Origin of the sequence: Pedobacter cryoconitis (assembly GCF_014200595.1) — a bacterium.
Taxonomy (GTDB): domain Bacteria; phylum Bacteroidota; class Bacteroidia; order Sphingobacteriales; family Sphingobacteriaceae; genus Pedobacter; species Pedobacter cryoconitis_C.
Genome location: NZ_JACHCG010000001.1, coordinates 767,709 through 787,740, shown reverse-complemented (window position 1 = coordinate 787,740; position 20,032 = coordinate 767,709). Strand labels below are relative to the sequence as shown.

The window sequence follows — 20,032 nt, the reverse complement described above, 5'->3', positions numbered from 1 at the left end:
TAAATAAAACTACACAAATAGATGATTTTTGCTTATTAGATATATCTTTTAATATCGGGTAAGGACCGACAGATAAGGTGGGATCAATACAATTTTCAATTAAATGTTCACCAAAAAGTAATTATAAAAAAATGGCTGAATAATTTACTTTGCAGAGTAAATTATTCAGCCATTTTAGCTCAGGATGTTACGACTTCCAATTTAATGGAAGCCCTATTTTAAACAGGTTAAAAACCGAAATTAAACCAATCCCGGTACTTCTACCATCTCATTAGTTTCAGCTTCATAATCAATTCCGGCTACATCAAAGCCAAACAGATTCAGGAAGTCATGTTTGTAACCAGCAAGGTCACCAAGCTCTGGTAAACTTTCTGTAGAAATGCCGGCCCATAATTCAGCAACTTCTGCTTGTGTTGTAGCATCCATCTCTAAATCGTCAACACGGATTCTTCCTTTTTCATCAGTTGGAATGGCAGCGCCAGTATAAAGTCTGTCCTGGAATAAACGCTGGATCTGCTCAATACATCCTTCATGAGTTCCTTTTGCTTTCATCACTTTATAAAGTAATGAAATGTACAATGGAATCACTGGAATAGCAGAACTTGCCTGAGTTACCAAAGCTTTGTTTACAGAAACATATGCTTTTCCGTTCAGGTCTTTTAATTTTTCAGTAATCTGGAAAGCAGTAGCCTCCAAATCATCTTTAGCACGTCCGATTGTTCCTTTACGGTATACCGCTTCAGTTACAGATGGGCCGATATAAGAATAAGCAACTGTAGTTGCACCTTCAGCAAGTAAACCAGCAGCTTTAAGATCTTCGATCCAGAAACCCCAGTCCTCCCCTCCCATTACCGCAACAGTATTTTCTATTTCTTCTTCGTTTGCAGGCTGAATAGAGATATCAGTGACTACTCCAGTATGAAAATCTACTGTTTTGTTAGTGAAACTCTGACCAATTGGTTTCAACACAGAATTATACACAACTCCGGTTTTAGGGTGCGTTCTGCGTGGTGAGGCCAGGCTATAGATTACTAAATCAATCTGACCCAAATCAGCTTTAATCAAGTCTAATGTTTTTTGTTTGATTTCATCAGAAAAAGCATCGCCATTGATACTTTTAGCGTATAAACCAGCTTCCTGAGCTTTAGTTTCAAAAGCAGCGGTATTATACCAGCCTGGTGAAGCAGGTTTTCCTGGTGCAGGTGGTTTTTCGAAATACACACCTATGGTAGATGCATCCGATCCAAAGGCACTGGTAATTCTTGATGCCAGTCCAAATCCTGTAGACGCGCCAATAACCAACACGCGTTTAGGGCCAGCAATAGCTCCTTTTGATTTCACGTAGTTAATTTGATTGACAACGTTTTGCTCACATCCCTGAGGGTGAGCAGTCAGGCAGATAAAACCACGTATTCTTGGTGCAATAATCATAAATTGTTCTTTAAAGAAGGTCTAAAATAATTAATTCTTTTCTATTTAGTGTTTTTGGGAATCTCTTTCAATACGCTTAACAGGAAGCCCCAGAATTTCTGAACTGAAGAAATCTGTGCCCGTTCATCCGGAGAATGTGCCCCTCTGATCGTCGGACCAAAGGAGATCATGTCCATTCCAGGTAAGTGACCACCCAGAATACCACATTCCAGACCTGCATGACAAGCGTCAACTTTAGGTGCTTTACCAAAAGAAGTCTCATACAGGCTAACCATTAATCTTAAAATATCAGAGTCAGGATCAGGTTTCCATCCAGGATAATCTCCGTCTTGTGAAACTTCACTGCCCATATTTTCAAAAGCAGCACTGATCGCATTGGATACGTCTGTTTTAGTACTTTCTACACTGCTGCGTTGTAAAGACTGGGTGATAAATTCACCATCTTTAACAATTACCCTGGCTAAGTTACTGGATGCTTCTACCAGGCCCTCAATATCAGGGCTCATTCTGAAAACGCCATTTGGCATCGCGTAAATTGTATTGACGATCTTTTTAAAATCTGCATTCACCATCACCTGTGCTGGCAAAGCAGTTTCACTGATCACCACAGTTAATGCTGGCTCTACAGCCTGGTATTCTTCCTGAAGTAAAGCAGTGTATTCTTTTACAAACGCTTCAAATGCTGATTTTTCCGTATTGGAAACCACCACTACAGCAGCAGATTCCCTTGGTATTGCATTTCTTAAACTACCGCCATTAACAGCACTTAGTTGCAGACCGATAGTCTGAGCCGCTGTAAAAAACAAACGGTTCATCAGTTTATTTGCATTTGCCCTGCCTTTATGGATATCCATTCCTGAATGCCCGCCTTTTAATCCCTTAATCGTAATTTCAAAAGCAGTGCTTAAAGCTTTTACTGATTCTTGCTGATAAATGTAGTTTGTATTGGTATCTATTCCTCCGGCACAGCCGATGGTCAGTTCATCATCTTCTTCGGTATCAAGGTTCAACAGGATAGTTCCGGAGAAATTAGCAGGATCAAGCTCTTTAGCGCCCGTCATACCAGTTTCTTCATCAATTGTGAACATAGCTTCCAATGCAGGGTGCTGGATCGTTGTTGAGGCTAATAATGCCATAATTGCCGCCACTCCTATTCCATTGTCAGCACCTAATGTGGTACCTTTCGCCTTTACCCAGTCTTCGTCCACGAACATTTCAATGCCTTGTTCGTCAAAATTAAACTCAGTATCGCTGTTTTTTTGGTGTACCATATCAAGGTGAGATTGTAAAATCACTGTTTTACGATCTTCCATGCCTGGAGTTGCAGGTTTTTTGATGATTACATTCCCGGTACGGTCTGTCACGGTTTCAAGACCAAGGTCATTTCCAAAGCTGACCATAAATGCAATGACACGTTCTTCTTTTTTTGAAGCACGCGGCACAGCGTTCAGCTTCACAAAGCTACTCCAGAGTTCCTGAGGTTCTAATTTTTCAACTTCCATTCAAAAGGGTATATGAAATAAGCCGCTATGGCAAATTCCCTGGTTAAAATTATATGTAAAGATATAAACCGTTTAAAACCAAACGGCTTTAAAAAGCGGCCAATTTAAGGATTATCAAAATTATATCCTTGCTATTGCCCGGCCAAGGTACCAGAATATATAACTAAAAACCGGTGCGGCCAGTACATCTGCGGTATAATGAACGTGCTGAACTAATAATAAAATGCCCAATATACCTGTAGCAATGAAAATAATAATCTTTTCAGTTTTATTTTCTAAACAAAGGCCAACCAGGCATAAGGTTGCTGTATGGCCGGAAAAAAACAGATCTTTAGTAATCAGATTTGACCCGTAAAAAATGATAGAAAAAGGGTCACTCAGGTGTACCAGATTTGCCGGTGCATCGAGCGGGATCAGTGAAATTGTGATCATTCTCGCCACACAAAGAAAGATATATCCCCATAAGGCAATCATACAGATGGAAGAATTCTTAATTAACCGCCAGATGAAAAATCCAGTTGCCGGGTAAAGGATCAGGAATATATAATCGGAAACATCATGAGCAGGTAACCGGTGCAGTACCCAGTCATGCATCAAAACGCCGTTTCTGGCCTGTATAAACAAGAAAAAATCCTGCAAGTAAAAAAGTATCAGGACCATCATTAAGATGCCCAATATAAATTTTACCCTAAAGGCCGGATATTCCCAGGCGAACTGCCAGGTTAGCTGTTTACTCTGCATTAATATGAATCAGGTTAGATTTTGTCGCAACAAATATAATATTACTTTTCCCGCCTTTATATTTTTGAAGCAAATATTGATCAAAATACCAACATAGGCAGGTAAAAATCCTCTTTTTAACTTAAAAATCGCAATATTTGATTATTGTGTTTCAGAGCAGAAACGCCATAAATACTAAAATATCATGCGTATAAAAGACTTGATTATCTGTGCTGCCTGTGTATTAACCTTACTGATCAATGCTTGCCAAAGTCAGGTTATCAATTACGGCAGTAATCAAAAGGCAGGAAAATACTTCAATATCAGAGGTTTTAAAATGTACTATGAAGTTTACGGTTCGGGCAAACCATTATTGATGATCCACGGGAATGGCGGGGACATCAGCTCTTTTGCAGGTAATATCCCCTACTTCTCAAAAAAATACCAGGTTATTGTGGCAGATAGCCGCGCACATGGTAAATCTGAAGACCTTCGGGATTCGCTTAGCTTCGAGATGATGGCTGATGATTATGCTGCACTGCTGGATTCTATAAATGTAAAGTCGGCTTATGTGGTGGGCTGGAGTGATGGCGGGATCAATGCTTTGCTGCTGGCGATGCGTCATCCGGATAAAGTGATCAAACTCGCCGCTACAGGAGCTAATTTATGGCCTGATTCCACAGCTTTGAAACCAGAATTCTGGAAATCTGAACAGGAAACTTTCCTGTCAGGTAAAGACAAAGTTTTTGCCAATGCGAAAGAAAAGAATGACTGGAAAGTATTTTTACTCGATTGGAATCAACCTAATATTCCTTTAACAGCTTTAAAACAAGTCAAATGCCCCGCTTTGATTATTGGTGGTGACCATGACTTAATTAATACGGAGCATACGGTTCAGATTGCGAAAAACATTCCCGAAGGACAATTATGGATTGTCCCTGAATCGGGGCATGCAACACTAATTGAGCATAAAGATGAATTTAACCACAAAGTTGATGAATTCTTTCTAACCCCTGATCCGCAATAATTTAATTTCCAACGTTTTACTTATATTCATACTTATGAAACTAAAGTTACGCTCCAATTTTTCAGCAGCAAGATTCTCTTCTTTACTATTGATCATCCTGACTTCTTTATTTTTTATACAGTGTCAGCGAAAAGAGGTTAAGAAAATAGCCAGAGATATTACCATTACGCCTAAAAATGCAGTAACCAAACTATTAATTGATAGTATGGAACTGGAGAAATATATCATCGGGGCGAAATTAGAAGATAGTTCAGCATTAAGGCTGAGGAACTTTTACAATAGCCGGAACTTTCAATTTGCCTGGTTAACAGAAAAAGGACCGGCAGAACAAACCAGGGTATTTTATGCACTGGATAAAAGTTATGATTCGACTTCCAGAGACAGCTCTGAAAATGAGCTGTTATTACGGAATCAGCTCAGTGGATTGATGACTAAAGACACAACTATTCTTTCGGTGAGCCCGGCTTTGGTTAAGCTGGAACTGGAACTGACCCAGCACTTCTTTAATTTTGTAACGAATGCCTATGCCGGAAAAGTAGACCCTGCGGCACTGCAATGGTATATTCCAAGGAAAAAGATCAATGCGGTTGCTTTGCTGGATTCGTTAGTCGCTAAAAAAGGCGCCGGCGTAGCGGAGTGGGAACCTGTAAATAATTATTATAAAACGCTGAATAAAGAGCTGATCCGCTGGTATAGTATTCAAAAAAGAGGAAGTTGGCCGCAACTCGATGCCGCTGCGCTTAAACCAATCAAAGAAGGTGATTCCGGAGCAGTAGTATTACAATTCAAGCAGCGGCTGATTGATTTTGGAGATCTGGATATTAAAGATTCTACCGCTGTTTATACAGCTGAGGTAACCGCAGCAGTAAAAAAAGCGCAGTTGCAATTTGGCTACAGACAAACCGGGAAACCAGATCGTTTATTACTGGCAGCTTTAAATGCACCTGTTGAATCCCGCATCCAGCAGATGCTGATCAACCTGGAAAGAATCCGCTGGTCACCGCTGATGCCGGATGGCAAGTTGATTCTTGTGAACATCCCTGAATATAAGTTACATGTATTTGAAGCAAAAAAAGAAGTGCTGAACATGGGTATTGTAGTTGGAAAAGCAGCTAACAAGACTGTCATTTTCAGCAATACCTTAAAAAATATTGTGTTCAGCCCGTATTGGAACATTCCGCCAAGCATTGTGCGCGCAGAAGTTCAGCCTGCCATGCGTAAAAACAGAAATTACCTGGCTCAGAAAAATATGGAGCAGTATGGTTTTAGTGACGGGCTCCCGCTTATCCGTCAAAAACCAGGGAACACTAATTCTCTGGGCCGTGTCAAATTCTTATTTCCAAACAGTTATAATATCTATCTGCACGATACACCAGCAAAATCTTTGTTTTCGGAAGATAAGCGTGCATTTAGCCATGGTTGTATCCGTTTGGCAAAACCGAAAGCATTAGCTGAATATTTACTAACGGACAGACCAGAATGGACATCCGAAAAAATTGACAAGGCCATGAACGCTAAAAAAGAGGTGTGGGTAACGATGAAAACCCCGGTTCCTGTAATCATTGCTTATTTTACCAGCTGGGTAGATAAAAACGGCCTGATTAATTTCAGGGAGGACATTTATGGCCATGATCAGAAGATGGCTGAGCAGCTGTTTCCAGCAAAATAAAAAAAAATATAAACCTTTCTATAGATGAGTGGTTATGGTTACTCAAAATCAATAGAACATGGCAACTACAACGAAAAAAACTAACACAGCTACAAAAGCGAGTTCAAAAAAGACCGCTGGTCAAACAGGTAAAATGAAGGATTCTGAATTCCATGAGTTCTTTGTAGACGAATTGAAAGATATTTACTGGGCAGAGAAACACCTGGTTAAAGCACTTCCTAAAATGAAAAAAGCAGCAACAAGTCCTGAACTTGCAGCTGCATTTGAGAAACATGCGCAGGAAACTCAAATTCACATCGATACACTGGAAGAGGTATTTGCCTTATTGGATACCAAACCTGTTGCAAAGAAATGTGATGCAATGGCTGGTTTATTAGAAGAGGCTGATTCTATCATTGCTGACACTGATAAAGGTACATTAACCAGAGATGCAGGCTTAATCCTTGCTGCCCAGAAGGTAGAGCATTATGAGATTGCTACCTATGGTACACTAGCTGTATTCGCGCAGAACATGGGACATACTGATGTAGCTACTTTATTACAACAGACGCTTGACAATGAAAAAGCAACTGATGTGGCCTTAACTGAGATCGCAACTGCTTATGTGAACGAAGAAGCTGCGGCAGAGTAAAAGTGTTGAGCATTAAGTATAAAAAATCCTGAACAGCAAATTTGCTGTTCAGGATTTTTTATACTATTTATTTTTATTGCATTTAATCATTGTGGTATTTTTTACGGTGCTCAATTTTCTCTTTTTCCAGGTTAGTTGCAGCATCTATGGAATGGGAGTTATGGATATCATCATCTTCTTCAGAAATATCAGAGAGCTTTTGGTAGTATTTATGCAGTACATCCAGCTCTTGCTCAGTCAGATCCTCAATGTCAACCATTCTGTTGCTTGCGTGTCTGCTGGCAGCAATCAATTCATTTAATTTTAGCTGGATAGCTTTAGAATCCTTATTCTGGGATTTCTGGATTAAAAAGACCATCATAAAGGTAATGATAGTGGTTCCGGTATTGATAACCAACTGCCAGGTATCAGAATATTTAAAGATCGGTCCGCTGATCCCCCATATAATGACAATAGTCAAAGCAATACCAAATGCAGCTGAGCTTCCTGTCCAGCAGGTAATCTTTGTAGCTATTTTTTCAAAAAAGGATTCTTTTTTCTTTTCCATGAACGTTATAATTTGATTTATCCGGGATATAACAACAAGAGCGGACTTCTGTTTTGACTGTTATTATTTAAATCAGCGATCATGCATAAGAAATCGTTTAAATTTGAGATTACAAACTAAACGGATTAAGTTTATGCCGAAAATCAATGTCCGGATGAAACTTATCTTAAGAAATATATCTATTCTGCTAATTGTACTGGCTAATGCAGGGTGCGATCAGCTTTCTAAAAATGCAGCCCGTCAAAACATAGCTTATCATGAAACGATCAATGTGATTGGTAATCATTTAATATTAACCAAAGTTGAAAATTCAGGGGCATTTTTGAGTACAGGAGATTCAATGGCAGACTCTGCAAAGTTTATCTTCTTGTCCTTGATCCCGCTACTTGCGCTTTGTTATGGGATCTATTACCTGCTCAGAAATAGCCAGCTCAATAACTTACTGGTCCTGGGTATCTGTTTTGTAATTGGCGGAGGTTTAGGAAATCTGTATGACAGACTCTTGTATGGCTCGGTAACTGATTTTCTGCATATAGACTTTTATATACTGAAGACTGGCATCTTTAATCTTGCTGATGTTTCCATTATGATCGGAATGATTATGCTGGTTATACATTTATATGTTAAGCGTACACTTCAATTTACCTAGCACTATCTTAAACTTATGAAAATATCAATCCTGACTATCATTTTATCTTTCCTGATTTGCACTGTTCAGGCACAAACCAATTATGTACGCCTGAGTACCTCCAAAGGTAATATCCTGATTATGCTTTATGATGCAACCCCTAATCACCGGGATAATTTTATCAACCAGGTAAAAAAAGGGCTTTTTAAAGATCAGGAATTCAACAGGGTTATTAAAAATTTTGTAAGTCAGGGCGGTGAACTGGATGATACGATACTGGATAGAGAGAAACTCAATCCACAAACTCCTGTTCAGCGACTGGCGGCTGAGATAAGACCAGAACTGTTCCATAAAAAAGGAGCTTTAGGTGCTGGCAGAAATGATAATCCTGAAAAGAGTTCCTATTTAGATCAGATTTACCTGGTTGAAGGAAAAATACAGACTGATGCACAACTGGATGAACTGGAACTAAAAAAAGGCATAAAATTTTCTGCTTTACAACGGGAAACTTATAAAACTACCGGAGGTATTCCACGTCTTGATCAGGATTACACAGTATTCGGAGAAATAGTATCGGGAATAGAGGTAGCCAAAGCAATTAATAACGTGCCTACGGATAAAAATGACCGTCCACTCAAAAAAGAAGCTTTTACCATCCATATCCTGAGCAAAAAGGAAATCAGCAAAATTACAAAGCCTTAAAAAATCAGCATTGCTTAAGCATTAATAAGGCAGTAAGCTCAGTTCTTTCTTCTTCTTCCAGGTCAACGATGTTTTCCAGCAAATGCAGCAAACTACCCCTTTGATCAGAAACCAGTAAAGCATCGATGAGTGCAATAAATGTCTTTTTCTGGTCTATACTCAGGTTACTGAATATTTTAGGCTGAATTTCGTACATGGCTTTCAGCGTATTCAGTAAATCTTCTTTCCTTTTCGGGTCGAGTGGTTCTTTATCATTTAATGAAAGTACACCTTCATTTTCAAAACGCTGAAGCAGTTTACCGGAATATTCTTTCAGGAAAAACTTCCTTTTAGTACGAAGAAGTTCATTCACACGTTTACTCAATAATTTGTATTCCGGTGACGATTTTGACCGGTTATACAATCTCACCTGCGTGTCAAACTCCGTTCCGCTGAAATCGAAATCGGTAAAGAATTCACTTTCTATATATACGCTGTGAAAATATTCATCGGCCTTTTTATTCAGGGTCGTATATTCTTTAAACTTCTCCTCGCCCCTTTCATTGATATAATAAACTTTGGATAGTTCTTTATGCAAGGATTCTTTCCACTGGACGAATTTAAGTTTAAAAAGCGTCTGCGTATTTTCATCTTTCAGCAGGATATCCTCTTCATAGTATTGGATATTATCAGAATAATCAAGCGGAACACCATTAATTACAATGGAATAGTTCCTTTTCTTATTCAATTCCAGAAACCAGCAAAACTCTGCTTTTAGAAAAGGAATGATCTCCTGTTCCATATTCTCTTGTAAAATCTTGATATTGGAGAACAATACCCTGGTACCTGTTTTTTCACTTAAAGGTATATCCAGCAAATTAGCCTGATAATTATTCAGCGCAGAAACCCCGATCATAATCCTGCCGCTTTTAAGCGTATCATTATGCAAAAAAGTAGTCTGCCACTCGGCGTCGTTGGCGAATTTAAAAAAGGTTAACCTGCCCACCCCATTTTTACCGTGCATGACAGACCGGTTCCTGTTTATGGCAAGCTGTAAGGCCTTTTCTGATTCGTAGAAAGGGTCAAACTTAACTTTCAGATTTTTAAAATTTATCCCATAACCATTGTCATAAATCTCCAGATGATCCATGAACCCCAGTTCATTGGCCGTGTAGTTGATTTCCACCGTATCGGCATTGGCATCAAAACCATTCCAGATATACTCAGCGAGCGCTTGTTTTTCATTGTAATTGCGTAAAACCTTTTGTATGCCGCTGGAAGTGATATTTACATTATTTGCCATGGAAGTTTAATTTAATTTCATCTTCAATTCTCAGACTTTCTTTATGGATGGCATTCATCATTTCGGTAACAAAGGTAGCAGATAACCCTTCCTTTTCACCTGTAATGATACTTTTTTCCAGCACCTGTTTAAAACGATCTGCTTGCAGTGGTGGAATATTATTTTTGGCTTTGTAAACTCCTATTTCCCTGACTGCTCTTTCCCTTTCTCCAATCAGTTCCATGAGTTTTTTGTCCAGTGAATCAATCTTCTTTCTGTTGATTTGCAGCGTATTCAGGCCACTGTCCGGCGCTTTTGCATTAATTTGTTGTGCAAATAACATGGAATGGCTCAGCAAACAAGCGCTAAACAAAAACAGGATACGGCTATATAACTTCATAAGGATTGAATTTGAAAGTTAAATTTAATGTTTCATCTGTGATTTGGCTCATAAAATAAAAACAGATTTATTTTAAGGTTTATACAATAAAGCGCTATTATGAGCGTCTGTATATATGAGAGCGTTAATTTAGATAGCGGGGATGAGTCGGAGACTTATCCCCGTTTCTTTTTTACAGCCCTTTTATAATCGCCCGGGTCACCTGGGGAATATCATCGTCAAAACGATGGGAGCCGGGAATGGCAACTTTATGTATTTTATCAGTTGGCTTTAAAGCCTTGTAAAACTCACTATCTTCCTCTTTACCAAAAATACACCATACAGGGATTACTGATTTCAGCAACTCCGGGTTTACTTTATATTTCTCTTTGTCAGTAGAACCAAAATTCAGCAGGTTTTTCAGTTTAACCACATACCCGGTAGAAAAACCTGGTGAAAGCAAAACTAACGAATTCTGCTTTTCTGCTAAATGATCTGGTAAACGGGAAGGGACAAAAGCGGCAACATCTGCCCCAAAAGAATACCCGATCAGGGAGAAAGACTCTTTATTCCACGTTTTCAGATAAGAAGACAGGATCAACTGCATATCCTTTGCAAACTGATCAGGTGTTTTCTGTGTCCAGAAATATTTCCGGGTATCGAGTACGAGCGTTGGGTACCCATTTTTAACCAGTTCTTTTACCGTTGATTCCGAAAAATTATTCCATCCACCATCACCGGTCAAAAAAACAAGTATCGGTTTATTGGAGCGCACAAAATGTGTATGCAGTGGAAATTCCGACAATTCGCGCGCAGGTTGAGCATTCACGTTCATCAGGCTGAATGCCGTAAGCAGCAAACAGGAGCTTAAAATGGTTATTATCTTCATGGTCTTGATTTTGTCTGAAGACTAGAGTCTCCCCTATTGCCTTAGCGCAAAGTTAAGAAAAAGCCACATAGATGCGATTAATTGAATAGTGATCCTTGTCATTTTTTAGTCTGAGAGACAGTTTTATATTTGGACAGATAATTTATTCATACCGGTGGATGCCGGCTCTCATTGAGGGGGTTTTACCGGGAAGTTCAACCCCCTTAATTTTTAATTTAAGAAAAACACTTATTTGGTACACCGTTTGCCATATATTCTATCAATAGTATACTCTGCCAGCCTGTTTCAGTCTATAGGACAAAAACGGGCTTATTTCTATTAGAAACCTATTGAGAAATGATGAAGCAAATACATGTTGTAGAAGATGATCAGGATATCAGACAGATCATAGAGTTCATATTAGAAGATGAAGGTTATAAAGTAAGACTTTTCCCGGATATTTCTTCCTTCCATGCCGCAATGAAAGATGGCATCCCTGATCTATATTTACTGGATGTTATGCTTCCCGATGGAAATGGTCTGGAATTATGCAAAGAAATCAGAACTTCTCAGCAAACAAAAGACATACCGATTATCGTCATGTCTGCACACGCTTCGGCAGATACCGTTTTTCAGCAATGCAGCGCCAATGATTTTATCAGTAAGCCTTTTGATCTGAATGATATCCTGTTCAGAATTAAGAAACAGATAACATTACATTAGTTTCTGCTATTTCTCCAACCAGCTGATCAATCTGATATTTAGTTACATTAGGCATACAAATGATATGGCACCAGCCATTTTCCAGTGCCAGCTGCCACCTGATCCGTACCTGTGCTGCCGGTTCAGGTAAATTAACAGTAATTGAATCCGGATTTCTCCAGGCATTGATCCCGATCTCTTTTAACTTCATTTCTGCATAAGCAGCAACTTCCAGACTATGTAAGGCCCTTTTTTTGAATCCTTCTAATCCAAGGCTCTTAATCATATACCATAAAAATAAAGGAGTATGTCCGTTTCTTGATCCTGTGATTGTCGTATCCATACTCCCTGTATAAGATACCGAACGGGCAATACGGTCCCGGTTATTCTTTTTCACCACCACTACCCCGCAAGGAATCGGAGAGCCAATAAATTTATGCCCGCTAATCGCGATACTGTCTGCGCCATCCGCGAAATCAAATGCCGGACGTGGTTCTATAAATGCGCTATAGCTACCTGAAAGCGCACCATCTGCATGAATATAATAATGCTGTATAGCTAAGTCCTGTAAAATACTCCTGATTTTTCTGACATCATCACGGGCTTCGGTCATCGTAGTCCCGATATTGGCAAAGATAATCACAGGCATATGCCTGTTCATTTTGATCGTATCTCTAAGATCATCATAATCAATCTCGCCGCTTGCCTGGGTGCGGATTACAATATTAGGCATATTTAACAAATGGAGATTTTTCTGTACGCTATAGTGTGTAGCCTGTGAAAAATAAACCATGCCTTTAGGATGAATTTCCCTGGCCAGGTATAAACCATAAAGATTTCCTTCTGAACCTCCATTGGTCACATATCCCCACCAGTTATTGACCGGAGCCCTGAATAATAATGCAAAGAATTCCAGTACTTCCCTCTCCATTTCGCGTGTCCCTACATTATAGGTAGAAGCCACAAACGGATCTCCAAGGTTATTAATTGGAAAGTTCAGAAATTCTGCCAGTTCAGAATAATCAAAATCTTTCGATACCGGATATCCAAGCATTAACTCCGAATCAGCAGTTAATCTTTCCATTAAATCCTTCAATCTCCCTGCGTTTTCCGCTGATAAGTTATGCTGTTCCATTTTACAAATACAATTGGTTTAAATGATATGTAAATTAAGTAATCCTGATTCTTTAAAACTATTATTTGGCATAAATTAGAAAACAAACACTATTATATGGATATTTACAGGATTTTTAAACCTTTTGAGAGGTTAGAAATTAATTAATTCAGTATAAAAAAACTACCATGGAAGCATTTGACCCGATTGACAAGAAGATTTTAAAGGTTTTACAGGCAGATGCCCGTCTGAATACGAAACAGATTGCTGGTAAAATAGGTTTAACGGTCACGCCTACTTATGAAAGACTCAAAAAAATTGAGCAAAGTGGTGTGGTTAAGGAGTATGTAGCCTTACTGGACAGAGAAAAAATCGGCAAGACTATAGTGGCTTTCATTAATGTTTCCTTGCAACTGCATTCCAAGCCATTGATTAACGTGTTTGAGCGGGCTATTGTTAAGGTTCCCGAAGTGATGGAATGTTTCCATGTGGCTGGTAATTTTGACTACCTGCTGAAAGTTGTGGTCAAAGACATGAATAGTTATCAGAATTTCCTGTCCAATAAACTCGCAACCATCGAAAATATTGCACATGTCCAAAGCTCGTTTGTGATGACAGAGATCAAACATCAAACTGCTTTTGTATTGGATTAGCACTGCTATCAGGGAAACAGCAGACCTCATGAGTATTAACCTGTTTGATCTGGGCCTGCTGGTTCCTTTTCGCCGGCATTAATCCGGAGGCTCTTTAATAGACTGATTAGAATGAATAATTATCTTCCGCATATTACTTACAGTAGTAAAAAACCGATTAACCTCCCATGCCCTCTTAAAATTTACGTCTATAGATGTAATCACCACTCCTTAAAGTTCTGGTTGTTAGACTATTCACTATAGAACTAATTTTTACATTTAGATATTTTTAATATTTAATTGCAATAATTTATAATTCAAATAAACATTTATTTTACATAAAAATAACATTATAGATAATTTAAGACAATTAATAATGATCACCTTGCATTCGTGGCAGAAAACGATAAAAGCGCATTAAAAGAATACGGGAACCGGGTAAGGACATTCAGAAAAGAGGCTAATATTTCGCAGGAAGCATTAGCTACTTTTGCTCAATTGTATCAATCTTATATTGCTTCCATTGAAAAAGGGGATGTAAATATCGGGATCCTGGCACAGCAGACGCTAAGTAATACTTTTGGGGTGAAACATTATCAGCTATCAGATCCTGACTTTCCAATTCCGCCAAAAAATGTTTTAAGAGAAAACATCAGACGCTATATTGCAGCAAAAAACATAGATCCGGCCTGTCTGAAAGACAAATTGCCTAATTATGTAAAGTACATGGATGAGTTGCTGCAATCAGGATTTCTCAATGAGCCGAAGACCAGTAAAGAGATTGCTGAAAAATATAAAAATGAATACGAACTGGAGATTACCCCCTCCCGTATTGCTGATATATTAAGCCGCGGAAACAGGAAAGATAAAATTGATGTTATCAAATCTTCCTGTGGTAAAAGAAACAGGTATAAACTAACGAATCAGAAAAATCATCTTTGAACCTGAATGTGCAGAAGAATAATGGATTTAAACAGGTTCAAAGAAGAAAAGTCTTTTAAAACAATAAAATTTCAGACTAACCTTTCCGGGTTAAATCTTTACGGTTTAGCAGCTCTTTAATAGCTTCAAGGTCTTTAGAAAGAATATCTACTATGGTTTTAACCACCTGAGGCTCCTTTACCAATTTACTCACCGTTTTTTCTGCCGATTTGTTCTCCATGATTATTGAATAATATCTTATTATAACTCGAAATTATTAATTGATGAACAAATATAACAAAATTATGTTTGGTTGTACTTCTTTTATCCTCAACCACTTACAGACAGATTTTAAATACACATTGGATAAAACAATATTATTTGGTTCCGGTGTAAAAACACACAAAAACCAATGAGATTGCAGAATTTCAGGCCCTCAAATTAATTAAAAAAAACGCCTTAAGCAGATGCTTAAGACGTTGATCAGAGAGTCATTGTTAATTCAGAGGTTTAGAAATTCGCTTTATTTACATCCCACCATAATCTTGTTCCGCCATTATCAGGACCATTCAATAATTGAACAGCTTTGGCAATTTCCGGCCCATTGGTAGAGTATTCATTTTGAGGGAAAGCTAATCTGCGGATCTGGATTTTGCTATCAATTGTTCCATTACTGTTGTTAGTTACTACAGGGAACAGTTTAGGATATCCCGTACGACGGTACTCTGTCCAGGCTTCCTGACCTTCAGGGAACATGGCAATCCACTTCTGAGTGATAATACGTTCCAGTTTCTGCTCATTAGCAGCTCCACCATCCCATTTGATAGTGATCGTTGAAACAGCTGGTGAGTTATTCGCTGCATTTCCAGGATCAACATAAGCAATCGGCAAACTTGTGGCATCATTCACATAATCACCGTTAGCTACATTCCACTGCGCCAGAGAGGTCTGAATACCAGTGTTATAATTTGTTTGCGCATCACCTGCACCAGTCCATCCGCGTAAGGCTGCTTCTGCTTTAAGGAACCATACTTCGGCAGCAGTCATCATCATCATTGGCGAGTTACTCGTTACAATAGTTTTGCTATTTAATAAAGAGTAGCCATTATAGCCAGGCTTAGCAGTGACAATTGATCCAATACGGATACCTTTATACTGGCCTGCAAAGCGTGTATCTGCCGCTGGGGTAGCATATACTGGTAAACGAGGATCTTTGTAACCAACTAAATAAGTTTCTATCGGGGCCCCTAAAGCAATATCTGTCCAGCTGGTTGTAATCACTTCCAGTGGATTATGAGTTCCTCCACCAGAAATACCAGCGTTGTCTGCATTGACAGTTAATACACCACCACTGGCTGGATCTAAAGCCTTTTGAGCTTGTGCTTGTGCTGTTGCAGCATCAACTTTCACAATGTGCATTGCTAAGCGTAAACGCAGTGAATTAGCAAATTTCAACCATTTAGTATAATCACCGCCATAAACTAAATCATATTGTTTAAATGGAGTTTGTGCAGGATTAGCTTTGATATAAGTATTCAGGTTAGTTACTGCGGTATCCAGTTCAAGGAAAAACTGCTTGTAAACGGCCTGCTGAGCATCATAAGGTGTTCCCATTAAAGTTTTTCCTGCTGCGCTGTAAGCAATAGGGCCAAATTTATCAGTCACTCTGTTCATGATTTCCACCTTAAGAATTAAAGCAATAGCCCAGAAATCAGGTAGTGTAGTTCTTGTTCCTGCTTTTCCGATTGAATTGATGGCAAATAATGAATTGGTATAAGAAGTCACAAAGATATTCTGATTCCATCCGTCTACCAGGCTGTAATTTAAGTTATTGATATTTCCTCTGAAAGGGTTTGGAGACATCATATAACCTGAGTAACAGTCCGCATTTAAGTTTTGGTTCAGTTGATAATCACCTTCTCCACCAAAAACAGAAGCCTGGATTCCAGGATATACCAATCCGATCTGGAACTTCCCGTTACCAATACCTGTATTATCGGTATTATATTTTTCAAAATCCTTTTTACAACCGGCAAATGTAAGTACTGTTAGTGCAAGAAAAGCAGACAGTGCATACTTATAACCATTGCGTATCATATATTGAGTTTTCATCTTTTTAATTTTTATAGTGAACATTTTAGAAAGTAACATTCAGGTTGAAACCGAAATTACGTGTAGCTGGCTGGCTGAATACATCTACACCAGATAATCCATTACCTGTTGACATGGTAACCTCAGGATCGAAAGGTGCTTTTTTATAGAAGTATAAAAGATTTCTTCCGATTAAAGAGAGTCTTAAGCTTTTAACAGCACCTTTAGTAAATGGAACTGTGTAACCTATAGAAGCCTCACGTAAACGAACTACTGTTGCACTGTAGATATAGTTTTCTGTGATACCATCACGGCCACCTACAGAAGTATACCAGGTTTTAGGATCAACACTGCTAATTGGTTTCCCTGTAACTGCGTCTACGCCATTGATATTTACACCGCCTTGATTTCTTGCATCACCAGATACTTTTGAAACACCATATTTATCAAGTACCGCTTCGGTAAGTGACAAGACCTGACCTCCAAATTTACCATCCACAAGGAAGCTTACTCTGAATCTTTTGTAATCAAAAGTGTTGCTCCATCCCAATTGGAATTTAGGATTTGCGTTTCCAATGAAATTATACCCGTCGTTAACCAATGGCTTACCATCAGCACCAATCATAATACGGTTCTGATCATCACGTTTAAAGGTCACCCCATAAATATCACCAAATGAACCACCTGTCCTTAATTCTGACTGATAAGTGTTGTTACGGTTTGGTGTTAATATAAATTGATTAATACCATCTTTTGAATCGACATCAATTACTTTATTTTTATTGGCTGATCCGTTGAAAGATGAATTCCAGGTCAGGCTTGTATTTTTGATCACATCGTAACCTAAATTAAACTCAATACCTGAGTTCTGAATATTTCCGGCATTCACATAACCTTGGGAGAAAGTAGTTACGAACGAAGGAAGAACGCGGATAAACTGATTTTTGGTATTAGATTTATAGTAAGTGAAGCTCAGGTTAAGTCTGTCCCCTAAGAAACGTAAGTCTGTTCCTAACTCAAAAGATGTTGTTTTCTCTGGCTTCAATTCCGGGAAAGGGGCTACAGAGTTCAGTAGTACACCACCGCCAGTACTAAAGTGTGTTAATGGATTGGTTACATAATTAGGAACCGTGTTACCTACCTGCGCAAAAGTACCTCTTAATTTCGCATAAGAAATTACTTCAGGCAATTTAAACATCTGGTTCAGGATGAATGACAAACCTGCTGATGGATAAAAATAAGAGTTATTTGGGGTAAAGGCCAGGTTTGAAGACCAGTCATTTCTTGCTGTAACAGTTAAGAATGCCCAGTTTTTATAACCAATGTTTGCATTGGCAAATATCGATTGTATCTGGTTATGGTTATTTGGTAAGGTGGTAATAGGAGGCCCGCCGGCAACTGTTGTAATATTTTCCGGCAAAAAGATATTAGGAATAGTTAAACCTGGTTGCGTGTAGCCATTACTTGCGTCCGGGCCAATTAATGTACCAAAAGCATTGGCATCAGTGATACTGGTACCCAATACACCGTCTACTTTAAAATCAGATTTAGAAGGTACAGAGAAAGTCAGTAATAAATCTGCATATTTCTGCTCAGTAGTCTGGTTACTTAACAATAATTGTCCGTTCTTTTTAGCAAGTACAGCATTGGTAGTGGCGTATAGGTCCTGCTCGTAAATATCTGTGTAACGGTCAATATTTCCACGAGCCTGGATACTTAACCAGCTGGTAAAATCATATTTAGCACTTGCATTTAACAGGATACGGTTACGTTTAGCCTCATTCAGATTACGGTTAAGTACCCACCATGGATTTTGCTGTACATCTTCGTTGAATGGCCAGTTTTGTTGTGGCACTGAAACACCTTCTACCGATCCTGGTAATTCATACTGATTTTTGTAAGGAGAGATATCCCTTCCTCTTGGGAATAAATAAAGTCCAGTTAAAGGATTTAGGTAAAAACCCAGACCAGGACTATTGTTAACTTTTTGAGAGATGTAATTTACATTCGCATCTACGGTTAATTTATTATCCAGAAAACGAGCTGTCTCACGGAAGTTAAGGTTATGACGAGCTAGTTTGTTCGTTGGCTCTACCCCTCTCGCTGCGGTATTGGCATAAGAGAAATAAGATTGTGCAACATCATTTCCACCAGAAAGACTAATTGAGTTGGTTAAATTTGTACCGGTCTGAAAGAATGAACTTACATTATCTTGTGCTGATGGTATTTTATCGCCCCAGCTGTCTGCTCCACCAGTTGTCTGGCCATAGCTATCCTGAAATTTAGGTTTGTAAGCTACACGGTCAAGGGTAATGGAAGAAGAGAAACTGATTTGAGTTTTACCGGCTTTTCCTTTTTTAGTGGTAATTAAGATTACACCATTTTGCGCCTGGCTACCATATAAAGCAGAAGCTGATGCACCTTTCAAAATAGTCAGTGTTTCGATGTCTTCCGGGTTAAGGTTGGATATACCATCTCCACCGTCCTGACTTGCACTTACTGCTGTAGTTCCGCCACCGCCTTGTCCTACGTTACTTCCAAAAGTATTGTTAGGTTGTCCGTTAGCGTTTGAACCGTTTGAAATCGGAACCCCGTCAATTACATATAAGGGTTGGTTATTTCCACCAGCCGATTTGTTACCTCTTAAGATAACTTTCGCTGAACCACCTACTCCGGAAGCACTTGGTGAAATCGTTACACCCGAAACTTTACCATTCAGAGAATTCATTAAGTTATCACTTTTTACCCTGGTCAATTCTGATCCGGATACCTGCTGAGTGGAATAAGTAATTGTTTTTTCTGATTTTTTAATACCCAGGGCAGTCACTACAACCTCACCCAGTTGTTTTGAATCTTCTAATAAGGTGATTTGCACCGTTCCCGAACCTACCGTAGCTTCCTGACGTGCAAAGCCGATATACGAGAAAATCAACACATCACCAGCATTGGCCTGTATGGCAAAATTACCATTCGCATCTGTCTGTGTACTAAGTTTCGTACCTTTAACTTGTACGCTTACCCCAACTAAAGGTAATCCGCCTGCATCTTTTACTGTTCCTTTAATGGTCGCTGCTACTTTTAACGCATTTAAAGAACCGGCCTTATGCATAGGCCAGTTAATCAACACCGAGTTGCCTGCTTTGCTGAGATTTGCTCCCATTGCCAGGCCTGGCATCAATAAAGTGAAGAGTAGTAATTTTTTCATGT

General features: G+C 38.9%; 19 protein-coding genes. 8 read left to right on the top strand and 11 right to left on the bottom strand.

The genetic code is table 11. The annotated features are described in order from the left end of the window. Nucleotides 1-240: 240 nt before the first annotated feature. From fabV to HDE70_RS03540, 3 genes are all read right to left on the bottom strand, one after another. A complete protein-coding gene (gene fabV / locus HDE70_RS03550; RefSeq protein WP_183865325.1) occupies nucleotides 241-1,431 on the bottom strand; it encodes an enoyl-ACP reductase FabV in 1,191 nt (396 codons plus the stop codon). Between the two features lie 41 nt (nucleotides 1,432-1,472). After that, nucleotides 1,473-2,933 (bottom strand): aminoacyl-histidine dipeptidase, encoded by a 1,461-nt coding sequence (locus tag HDE70_RS03545; protein WP_183888059.1) that lies wholly within the window; start codon nucleotides 2,931-2,933, stop codon nucleotides 1,473-1,475. Nucleotides 2,934-3,053: 120 nt separating this feature from the next. Next, nucleotides 3,054-3,674 carry a phosphatase PAP2-related protein gene (locus tag HDE70_RS03540; protein WP_183865323.1) on the bottom strand — a complete coding sequence of 207 codons (621 nt, stop codon included), beginning with the start codon at nucleotides 3,672-3,674 and terminating at the stop codon, nucleotides 3,054-3,056. Between the two features lie 184 nt (nucleotides 3,675-3,858). Between HDE70_RS03540 and HDE70_RS03535 the strand changes: the two genes are divergently transcribed. The 3 genes from HDE70_RS03535 to HDE70_RS03525 are packed head-to-tail and all read left to right on the top strand — an operon-like array spanning nucleotide 3,859 to nucleotide 6,980. Continuing rightward, on the top strand, nucleotides 3,859-4,680 hold the full coding sequence (locus tag HDE70_RS03535; RefSeq protein WP_183888057.1) for an alpha/beta fold hydrolase: 822 nt from the start codon (nucleotides 3,859-3,861) through the stop codon (nucleotides 4,678-4,680). A 34-nt stretch (nucleotides 4,681-4,714) separates the two neighbouring features. Beyond that, nucleotides 4,715-6,349 (top strand): murein L,D-transpeptidase, encoded by a 1,635-nt coding sequence (locus tag HDE70_RS03530; RefSeq protein ID WP_183888053.1) that lies wholly within the window; start codon nucleotides 4,715-4,717, stop codon nucleotides 6,347-6,349. Between the two features lie 58 nt (nucleotides 6,350-6,407). Beyond that, on the top strand, nucleotides 6,408-6,980 hold the full coding sequence (locus tag HDE70_RS03525) for a ferritin-like domain-containing protein (protein WP_183888051.1): 573 nt from the start codon (nucleotides 6,408-6,410) through the stop codon (nucleotides 6,978-6,980). A gap of 82 nt (nucleotides 6,981-7,062) precedes the next feature. On the opposite strand, the gene HDE70_RS03520 is transcribed toward HDE70_RS03525, so the two are convergent. After that, nucleotides 7,063-7,527, bottom strand: coding sequence for a low affinity iron permease family protein (locus HDE70_RS03520; protein ID WP_183865319.1), 465 nt, complete (start codon nucleotides 7,525-7,527; stop codon nucleotides 7,063-7,065). 154 nt (nucleotides 7,528-7,681) lie between these two features. Here HDE70_RS03520 and lspA point away from each other — a divergent pair, with 154 nt between their 5' ends. Then, nucleotides 7,682-8,176: a signal peptidase II gene (gene lspA, locus HDE70_RS03515; RefSeq protein ID WP_260159909.1), complete on the top strand. Its 495-nt coding sequence runs from the start codon at nucleotides 7,682-7,684 to the stop codon at nucleotides 8,174-8,176. A 15-nt stretch (nucleotides 8,177-8,191) separates the two neighbouring features. After that, nucleotides 8,192-8,857, top strand: coding sequence for a peptidylprolyl isomerase (locus HDE70_RS03510; protein ID WP_183865317.1), 666 nt, complete (start codon nucleotides 8,192-8,194; stop codon nucleotides 8,855-8,857). Between the two features lie 4 nt (nucleotides 8,858-8,861). Here HDE70_RS03510 and HDE70_RS03505 read toward each other — a convergent pair whose 3' ends face one another. From HDE70_RS03505 to HDE70_RS03495, 3 genes are all read right to left on the bottom strand, one after another. Next, on the bottom strand, nucleotides 8,862-10,139 hold the full coding sequence (locus HDE70_RS03505) for an ATP-binding protein (RefSeq protein ID WP_183865316.1): 1,278 nt from the start codon (nucleotides 10,137-10,139) through the stop codon (nucleotides 8,862-8,864). Next, entirely contained in the window at nucleotides 10,129-10,518 is a 390-nt protein-coding gene (locus HDE70_RS03500) for a chorismate mutase (RefSeq protein ID WP_183865315.1), read from the bottom strand. Before HDE70_RS03500 ends, HDE70_RS03505 begins: the two co-directional genes overlap by 11 nt. A gap of 172 nt (nucleotides 10,519-10,690) precedes the next feature. Continuing rightward, a complete protein-coding gene (locus HDE70_RS03495; protein ID WP_183888047.1) occupies nucleotides 10,691-11,386 on the bottom strand; it encodes an AcvB/VirJ family lysyl-phosphatidylglycerol hydrolase in 696 nt (231 codons plus the stop codon). A 336-nt stretch (nucleotides 11,387-11,722) separates the two neighbouring features. Between HDE70_RS03495 and HDE70_RS03490 the strand changes: the two genes are divergently transcribed. Then, nucleotides 11,723-12,088 (top strand): response regulator transcription factor, encoded by a 366-nt coding sequence (locus HDE70_RS03490; RefSeq protein ID WP_183865313.1) that lies wholly within the window; start codon nucleotides 11,723-11,725, stop codon nucleotides 12,086-12,088. Here the strand turns inward: HDE70_RS03490 and HDE70_RS03485 are convergent. Further along, nucleotides 12,063-13,202, bottom strand: coding sequence for a histidine decarboxylase (locus HDE70_RS03485; protein WP_183865312.1), 1,140 nt, complete (start codon nucleotides 13,200-13,202; stop codon nucleotides 12,063-12,065). The two genes, HDE70_RS03490 and HDE70_RS03485, sit on opposite strands and share 26 nt — an antisense overlap. A gap of 167 nt (nucleotides 13,203-13,369) precedes the next feature. Here HDE70_RS03485 and HDE70_RS03480 point away from each other — a divergent pair, with 167 nt between their 5' ends. Both HDE70_RS03480 and HDE70_RS03475 read left to right on the top strand, forming a co-directional pair. Next, complete coding sequence (locus tag HDE70_RS03480) at nucleotides 13,370-13,834, top strand: Lrp/AsnC family transcriptional regulator (protein ID WP_183865311.1); 465 nt, start codon at nucleotides 13,370-13,372, stop codon at nucleotides 13,832-13,834. A gap of 372 nt (nucleotides 13,835-14,206) precedes the next feature. Then, nucleotides 14,207-14,755 (top strand): multiprotein-bridging factor 1 family protein, encoded by a 549-nt coding sequence (locus HDE70_RS03475; protein WP_183888045.1) that lies wholly within the window; start codon nucleotides 14,207-14,209, stop codon nucleotides 14,753-14,755. Between the two features lie 76 nt (nucleotides 14,756-14,831). Here the strand turns inward: HDE70_RS03475 and HDE70_RS03470 are convergent, their stop codons facing one another. The 3 genes from HDE70_RS03470 to HDE70_RS03460 all read right to left on the bottom strand — a co-directional run bounded on the left by HDE70_RS03470 (nucleotide 14,832) and on the right by HDE70_RS03460 (nucleotide 20,030). Continuing rightward, nucleotides 14,832-14,975 carry a hypothetical protein gene (locus HDE70_RS03470; protein ID WP_183865309.1) on the bottom strand — a complete coding sequence of 48 codons (144 nt, stop codon included), beginning with the start codon at nucleotides 14,973-14,975 and terminating at the stop codon, nucleotides 14,832-14,834. A gap of 269 nt (nucleotides 14,976-15,244) precedes the next feature. Further along, entirely contained in the window at nucleotides 15,245-16,846 is a 1,602-nt protein-coding gene (locus HDE70_RS03465; RefSeq protein ID WP_260159907.1) for a SusD/RagB family nutrient-binding outer membrane lipoprotein, read from the bottom strand. Between the two features lie 25 nt (nucleotides 16,847-16,871). Continuing rightward, nucleotides 16,872-20,030 carry a SusC/RagA family TonB-linked outer membrane protein gene (locus HDE70_RS03460; protein WP_183888041.1) on the bottom strand — a complete coding sequence of 1,053 codons (3,159 nt, stop codon included), beginning with the start codon at nucleotides 20,028-20,030 and terminating at the stop codon, nucleotides 16,872-16,874. Nucleotides 20,031-20,032: the final 2 nt, after the last annotated feature.